Below are 2,948 nucleotides of genomic sequence, written 5' to 3'. Positions count from 1 at the left end.
ACAAGCTTTGTAATTATTGATGCTCAAAGTGTTAAAAATACTGATACAATGGGTTGTAGAGCGTTCTTTTGCGTGGATAGAAAAATGTCGCAGGCTATGTAAAAATTGCGAAAGAAAACTACATACAAGCCTGAATATGGTGGTTCTCGCTTTTATTGCTCTACTTTTGAAAAGATTTTAAACAGGCTCTTAGTATTTTTAGGAAGAAGTAAAAAGCCCTTACCAGAACCATCGGTTCTGGCAAGGGCTAGTCATGAATAACCTTATTTCTTAACCGGATGACGGATTTTACTATTTTTTATACCATAGGAAAAATAAATAATACACCCTATCACCATCCAAATAAACATTTGCCACCAACTAACAGCTGGAAAAGCTAGCATCTGAATAATACAACATAAAGTACCTGCCAAAGGGATCCAAGGTACAAAAGGAGTTTTAAATGGGCGGTGCAATAAAGGTTGTTTATAACGCAGAATCAAAATACCAAAGCAAACAATCGCAAAAGCTAAAAGAGCTCCCATTGAAGTCAACTGACCTAAAATACCAACTGGGAAAACCCCTGCTAATAACATAGCAGCAAGAGTGACTACAATGGAGGTAAAAAATGGAGTATGAAACCTTTTACTAATCTGGCTAAAAGGTTTAGGCAACAACCCATCATTTGCCATTGTATAAAAAATGCGAGATTGCCCTAAGATCATGACTAGTACAACAGAAGTTAAACCTGCTAAAATAGCAAATTTAAGAACTAAACGTAGCCAAATAAATTTAGGGCCTAAAGCATTTACAGCTATTGCAATGGGATCTGGAACATCTAGCATAGTGTAAGGTACGATGCCAAGTAGAATAATTCCAATGACGATATATGCAAGAGTAGATATGCCAAGCGATCCTAACATCCCGATCGGTAGATCTTTTTGTGGATTGCGTGCTTCTTGTGCTAGAGTAGAAAGGGCATCAAAACCGATAAAAGCAAAGAAAACAACTCCGGCTCCACGTAAAATACCACTAAATCCATACGCTCCAAATTCCCCTGTATTCTCTGGAATGAATGGTATTAAATGATCTAAATTGATAAAAGCAACCCCACAGCCAATAAACAGCAAGATTACTCCCATTTTGATAATTACCATTAAGTTATTAAAACCAGCAGCCGCTTTAATTCCGATGCAAACCAAAGTCCCCATGATAGCAACAATAAACATGGCGGGAAGATTCATGATAGCATCTGTTGTTGTCCATCCTATTCCTATTTCATAACTTAATGGAGAACCGGCTAAAAAAGAGGGTAATTGTATTCCAAAATCTTTTAGTAAGCTCACAAAATATCCAGACCATCCCACAGAAACGGTTGCTGCAGAAAATAAATATTCCATGGTTAAGCCCCAACCAATGATCCAGGCGGTCAATTCACCCATGGTAACATACGCATAAGTATAAGCACTTCCTGCAATAGGAATTAAAGAAGCAAACTCTGCATAGCAAAGAGCTGCAAAAATACAAATCATCGCTGCTAAAACAAACGAAATAAGAATTCCAGGACCTGCGTATTGAGCTGCTGCTTGTCCTGTTAATACAAAAATTCCAGCACCTATAATGGCCCCTACTCCCATTGCTGTTAAATTAACCGGTCCCAAAGAGCGCGTAAGACCACGACTAGATTGTGAGGCTTGACCTAATAAATCTTTTAAAGATTTTTTGACAAATAACTGTTTAGACATAAAAAAGGAGGTTCATTTTTTAGTGGAAAAGTTTAAGATAAGGATAAGATAAGTTTGTTTTTATGAATAGAAAAATAAATAATAGATCTCTTGCATAACTTGTAGATAATCTATAAAACGATTAAACCTTTAAAAAGCTTTGTCATGAAATACGATTGTTTAAAGGATTTTAAGAACGAAGAGTTTCGTCGATTAACAGGATTAAAAAGAGTCATATTTCAAAAGATGTTTAGTCCCAAAGTGTGATGGAGTGGGTTGATTCTAAAACTTTTTGGTTTTTTTTGCCAACTTTTGATAACATGCTCAAATGGTGTCAATCGCTTTAGAGCTTTCAATCTTTTCGCAAAGTTATATAGTGAATTAAATTTATTTTTTCTTAAGTAAGTTGTATAATTCAAAATATGACATACTCAAGAGAGTTAAGAATAAAAGCTTTAAAATATTTAAAAAGATGTGGTTCTCCTTTAGCGGTGGGTCAGGCTTTTGGAATTTCTCCTCGTACTCTTCTAAATTGGAAAAAGTTAGAAAAGCAAGGCGATTTAGCTCCCAAGTTGAAGCAAAGATCACCAAATAAACTCAATAATGAAAAGTTAAAACATTATATTCAAGAACATGCTGATGCTTATCTTAGAGAAATAGCAGAGACATTTGGAACAACAATTCCTGCGGTTTTTTATGCATGTAAAAGATTGAAAATAACCTTAAAAAAAAGACATCTTTCTATAAAGAAAGAGATGAAAAGAAACGAGAAGAGTTTAAACAAAAGCTAGAAAATATTCCTGAAGAGAATCGAGTTTACATCGATGAAAGTGGAATTAATGAATACCTCCAACGCGAGAAAGGAAGAGGTATTCGTGGAGAAAAAATATATGGGTCTGTCTCTGGTAATCGTTTTTTCAGAGAAAGTTTTATAGCAGCAAAAAGACAATCCTCTATTGGAGCTCCTTTTTGTTATACAGTGACATGCAATACCGATTTATTTAATACATGGTTAGAGAAAATTCTCATTCCTGAACTTAAAGCCGGTCAAGTTATCATCATGGACAATGCAAGTTTTCATAAGTCACAGCTGAGTTTAGAAATAATCAAGAAGGCTGGTTGCGAAGTCTTATTTTTACCTCCCTATTTCCCCAGATTTAAATCCAATTGAAATATTTTGGGCTAACTTTAAGAGAAAAGTACAATCAACTCTTAACACATTTTCTACTCTTTCAGAAGCTATTG

The 2,948-nt window shown here is 35.0% G+C and carries 3 protein-coding genes and 1 pseudogene; 3 read left to right on the top strand and 1 reads right to left on the bottom strand.

Features of this window, described 5'->3' with window-relative positions; translation table 11 throughout:
- Positions 1–46: 46 nt before the first annotated feature.
- Positions 47–181, top strand: a pseudogene (locus tag RHOW815_RS07595) (IS5/IS1182 family transposase); the annotation flags it as partial.
- An 82-nt stretch (positions 182–263) separates the two neighbouring features.
- Here the strand turns inward: RHOW815_RS07595 and RHOW815_RS07590 are convergent.
- Positions 264–1,724 (bottom strand): amino acid permease, encoded by a 1,461-nt coding sequence (locus RHOW815_RS07590; RefSeq protein ID WP_215217711.1) that lies wholly within the window; start codon positions 1,722–1,724, stop codon positions 264–266.
- Between the two features lie 401 nt (positions 1,725–2,125).
- Here RHOW815_RS07590 and RHOW815_RS07585 point away from each other — a divergent pair, with 401 nt between their 5' ends.
- A complete protein-coding gene (locus RHOW815_RS07585; protein ID WP_215217710.1) occupies positions 2,126–2,494 on the top strand; it encodes an IS630 transposase-related protein in 369 nt (122 codons plus the stop codon).
- Complete coding sequence (locus RHOW815_RS09185; RefSeq protein WP_215217712.1) at positions 2,413–2,874, top strand: transposase; 462 nt, start codon at positions 2,413–2,415, stop codon at positions 2,872–2,874. The genes RHOW815_RS07585 and RHOW815_RS09185 overlap by 82 nt, the downstream gene beginning before the upstream one ends.
- Positions 2,875–2,948: the final 74 nt, after the last annotated feature.

Source organism: Candidatus Rhabdochlamydia sp. W815, from assembly GCF_018642185.1.
In the GTDB taxonomy this organism is placed as follows: Bacteria; Chlamydiota; Chlamydiia; order Chlamydiales; family Rhabdochlamydiaceae; genus Rhabdochlamydia; species Rhabdochlamydia oedothoracis.
Note: the sequence above shows the minus strand (reverse complement) of the source record. Positions and strands in the feature narration are given on the sequence as shown.